The organism is Maribacter sp. (assembly GCF_049667165.1).
Lineage (GTDB): Bacteria > Bacteroidota > Bacteroidia > Flavobacteriales > Flavobacteriaceae > Maribacter_A.
In genome coordinates this window covers 1-4671 of sequence record NZ_JBATHS010000300.1, presented here as the reverse complement: position 1 = coordinate 4671, position 4671 = coordinate 1, and the positions used below count along the sequence as shown (strand labels likewise).

4 protein-coding genes are annotated in these 4671 nt (G+C 43.1%); 3 read left to right on the top strand and 1 reads right to left on the bottom strand.

The window, feature by feature from the left end:
- The first annotated feature begins 91 nt into the window (after positions 1-91).
- The 3 genes from WBM98_RS14275 (at position 92) to WBM98_RS14265 (ending at position 3430) form a co-directional block, all read left to right on the top strand.
- Complete coding sequence (locus WBM98_RS14275; RefSeq protein WP_424366698.1) at positions 92-1036, top strand: NAD(P)H-dependent flavin oxidoreductase; 945 nt, start codon at positions 92-94, stop codon at positions 1034-1036.
- Positions 1037-1130: 94 nt separating this feature from the next.
- Positions 1131-2837, top strand: a complete 1707-nt coding sequence (locus WBM98_RS14270; RefSeq protein ID WP_424366697.1) for a GMC oxidoreductase — start codon at positions 1131-1133, stop codon at positions 2835-2837.
- 2 nt (positions 2838-2839) lie between these two features.
- On the top strand, positions 2840-3430 hold the full coding sequence (locus WBM98_RS14265; protein WP_424366696.1) for a gluconate 2-dehydrogenase subunit 3 family protein: 591 nt from the start codon (positions 2840-2842) through the stop codon (positions 3428-3430).
- A 125-nt stretch (positions 3431-3555) separates the two neighbouring features.
- Here the strand turns inward: WBM98_RS14265 and WBM98_RS14260 are convergent.
- Positions 3556-4671: pyridoxal phosphate-dependent decarboxylase family protein (locus WBM98_RS14260; protein ID WP_424366695.1), on the bottom strand; the 1116-nt coding region annotated here is incomplete at its 5' end.

Here is a 4671-nt window from a genome sequence, read left to right as displayed (position 1 = left end):
GTTTGAATTTAAAACCCTCCGTCACGATTTTCAATCGTGCCACCTCCCTTCACTTAAAGGGAGGAGCTAAATTAGTTTTCAATATGGAACTATGAATCAAAACAGAATCACGCAACTTTTCGGAATCAAATACCCCATCATACAGGCAGGAATGATATGGGCAAGTGGTTGGCGCCTGGCCTCAGCGGTTTCCAATGCAGGTGGACTGGGACTTATCGGTGCGGGAAGCATGTATCCTGAAGTCTTACGGGAGCATATTCAAAAATGTCAAAAGGCCACGGACCAACCTTTTGGGGTCAATATACCTATGTTATACCCCGATATTGATAAACTCATGGCGCTTATTATCGAGATGGGCGTAAAAATCGTTTTTACTTCCGCAGGAAATCCAAAGACATGGACAAACCATCTAAAAGTTCATGGGATAACGGTCGTGCATGTCGTCAGTAGTGTAAAATTTGCAATAAAGGCGCAAGAGGCCGGGGTAGATGCTGTCGTGGCAGAGGGTTTTGAGGCAGGCGGCCATAATGGGCGCGATGAAACGACCACCTTGGTATTGATTCCCGCAGTGAAAGAAAAAATAGAAATTCCCTTGATTGCCGCAGGCGGAATTGCCACGGGCAAGGCCATGCTGGCGGCCATGGTGCTGGGAGCCGATGGGGTGCAAATAGGAAGTCGCTTTGTGGCTAGTGAGGAAGCCTCGTCCCACGAACTTTTCAAGCAACGGGTCGTAGAAGCGGGGGAGGGCGACACCCATTTGACACTCAAGGAATTGGCACCCGTACGATTGATCAAGAACAAATTCTATCAAGATGTGCAACAGGCCTATGAAAATGGGGCGACCAAAGAAGAGTTGCAGGCACTATTGGGACGGGGCCGGGCCAAAAGGGGTATGTTCGAGGGCGATATGGTCGAAGGTGAATTGGAAATCGGGCAAGTATCCGCCCTGATCCATGATATTAAACCCGCTGCTGACATCGTGGATGAAATGATGAATGAATTTTATAAGGCAAAAAGGGAAATCGAATCCCTTTGATTGTTATTCAAAAAGATTTCTTTGCCCCGGCATTTGCTGAATCCCCAGAATGTTGATTATCTTGTCTACTTTCTACAGATTTTAAAATAACTGCATGGTGAATTTGAATATCAGGGCAAAAGAAGAACATACCTATGATGCGATAGTCATTGGATCGGGTATCAGTGGCGGATGGGCGGCCAAGGAATTGTGCGAGAAAGGATTGAAAACCCTCGTTTTAGAACGTGGGCGTATGATCGAACATCCACAGGATTACCCGACGGCATTAAAAGACCCTTGGGATTTTGAACTTCGAGGAGCCTTGGACTATGAAGAACAACAAAGGCATAAATCACAATCAAGAGTCGGATGGGGCAGTGAGGATACGATACACAATTTCGCCAACGATCAAGATAATCCGTACACCGAAATAAAACCTTTTATCTGGATCCGTTCACATCAGGTAGGAGGACGATCCATCGTTTGGGGAAAACAAACCTACCGTTGGAGTGATCTCGATTTTGAAGCGAATGTAAAGGATGGTCATGGCGTAGATTGGCCAGTTCGTTACAAAGAAATAGAACCATGGTATACCTATGTCGAAAAATTCGCGGGTATCAGCGGGGAAGCCTTGGGGTTGCCACATTTGCCCGATAGCCACTTTCTACCGCCGATGGAATTGAATTGCGTGGAGAAGCATGTTAAAAAAAGAATCCAGGATAATTATGAGGGCCGACATTTGATAATCGGTCGATGTGCCCATTTGACCGAACCTTTGAACGGGCGTGGGAAGTGCCAGTTTCGAAATCGATGCTCAAGAGGATGTCCCTTCGGCGCCTATTTCAGTAGTAATGCCGTGACACTTCCTGCAGCCGAAAAGACAGGTAATCTTACGATACGGCCCTATTCGATTGTAAGCTCGCTTATTTATGATGATGCTAAAGGAAAAGCGACAGGAGTTCGAATTGTCGATTCGGAGACGATGGAGGAAATGGAGTTTTATGCCAAGATTATCTTCTGTAATGCTTCGGCATTGAGTACCACCAAGATTTTATTGAACTCTACTTCAGATCGTTTTCAAAACGGATTTGGGAACGATAGCGGCGAATTGGGGTACAACCTAATGGACCATACCTATAAGGTCGGGGCAATGGGAAGCATCGAAGGTTTTGAGGATGAATACTATTCAGGTCGACGACCTAACGGAATTTATATTCCGCGCTATGTGAATTTGGATGAAAAAACAAAATCCAAAGATTTTGTACGTGGTTTCGGATTCCAAGGGGGTGCCGGGCGGTCGAATTGGGGATCAGGAATCAATAACAACGAATTCGGGGAAGATTTTAAGGACCAACTTTTCAAACCTGGGCCTTGGGGCTTCTTCCTTACGGGATTTGCCGAATGCCTTCCCTATCATGAAAACAAAATATTCCTGAATACTGATCTTAAGGATAAATGGGGATTGCCGACACTGAACTTCGATTGTGAGTTCAAGGAGAATGAGAAGGCCATGAACCGACAGATCAAGTCGGATGCCGTGGATATGCTCGAAAAAGCGGGATTCAGGGATATTCTCGGTTTTGACAATCAGAGTCCCCCAGGGCATGGTATTCACGAAATGGGTACGGCTCGAATGGGAAAAGACCCCAAAACATCCGTATTGAATCGTTTTAACCAAGTACATGCCGCCAAAAACGTTTTTGTGACCGATGGTGCTTGTATGACCTCGTCTTCTTGTGTTAATCCCTCGTTGACCTATATGGCGCTGACCGCCCGTGCTGCGGATTATGCCGTCACTGAATTAAAAAAACAAAATATATAGCCATGGATAGAAGAATTGCCTTAAAAAATACGGCCCTTTTGGTCGGAGTAACCTTAGGGGGTGGCACATTGGCAAGTTTAATGCAATCATGCCAAAATCAGAAAAGAATGGATTGGCAACCGCAATTTTTCAATGAGGAACAGGCAGCCCAGATTTCTGAGATTACGGAAATGATTTTACCTAGGACGGAAACCCCTGGAGCGAAGGATTTGAAAGTCGATATGTTCGTAGACTTAATGTTTGCAAAAACACTTTCGCCAGAAGATAAGGAACATGTAATGAAGGGTTTTGAACGTTTTGTTGAAATTTGCCAAGAGCGGTTCGGTCATCCTTTTACCGAACTGGATGCTGAGCAACGCAAAGAAGTATTGCAACAAGTAGGGGAAGAGACCAATACCTTCAATCCCAGTATTTGGGGCAGTCCCTTAGGTGTTCAGGAACCTTTGGATTTTTATAGAAGGGTGAAACAATTTACCTTGATAGGGTATTTTACTTCTGAGGAAATCGGGAAAAACCATTTACGATACGACCCAATTCCCGGAGAATTCAAAGGTTGTATTCCGTATAAGGGTGAAAATTCTTGGACATTATGAATCAAACCATTTTTTATCCCGCTTCACAGAAAACTCAGACAACCTTTTCATCTTCTTGTTGGGGAAAGTAGTATACGGAAAATAGCATGTAAAAAATATTTATTGTTGCTGTTTTATAATTGGTTTCATGTGTTTTGCTTTTTTAGTTCAACTGATGCTTTTTGAAGGTCTTGATGCATTTTTCTTCCTTCCCGAACAACAATTCCAATAATCTCTTCAATGTCTTTTTTGGTGGTCCTAAAATTAACGATACAACTTCTAAGGCAATACTTTTCATTTACTATGGCATTCGATAAAAATACCTCGCCCCCTAATTCCAATGCTTTTAATAACGCTTCATTCAAAGTGTTTAGGTAAGCCTCTTTATTTTTATCATTTCGGTCAAAAGCGGTAGGGATATATCGTAATGTCGTTATGCTAAGGTTTTGTGAGACCGCTTCCAATTCTTTATGGTCGTTCGCTAGTTTAAATAACAATTTAGATAATTCAATATCATCACGAATCATTTTTTCATACCCATTTCTTCCTACTTGTTGTAAAGTCATCCAAACTTTTAACGCTCTGAATCCACGGGAATTTTGCAGTCCGTATTCATAATAATTCAATGCTTGGGTTTTTTCAGTTTTGTCAAAATGATAATATTCGGGATGCGAACTAAAAGTATCTAAAAGATGTTGCGGATTTTTTACCAAAGTACAGCCTGCCTCAAGGGGCGCATACAACCATTTATGTGGGTCAAGCGCAATGGAATCGGCGTCTTCGATTCCCTCAAATACAGTTTTTAGTTCTGGAATTATTGCAGCGGGAACTCCGTAGGCACCATCAATATGAAACCACAGATCGTAGGTTTTGCATATTGCCGCGATTTCTTTTAGGTTGTCTACGATCCCTGTACTAACATCCCCTGCAGTCCCAACGACCATAAAAGGTTGAAACCCTTTTTGTAGATCTTCTCGTATGGTTTGCGAAAGAATTTCAATGTCCATTTTATTATCTGGGTCCGTGGGTATCCAACGGGTTTGTTTGGAGCCATGGCCAAAAAGGATGGCTGCCTTTTCTACCCAAGTATGGGTTGTTTTTGAACAGTATACCACCAATTTAGATAAGGCATTGTTAATACCATCTTCTTTTATACTCTTTGGTGCTTTAGCGGTTCGTGCCGCTAAAAAAGCCGTAAAATTGGCCATATTGCCCCCACTGACCAAAATTCCCCCATAATTCGGGGAAACCCCGATAAATTC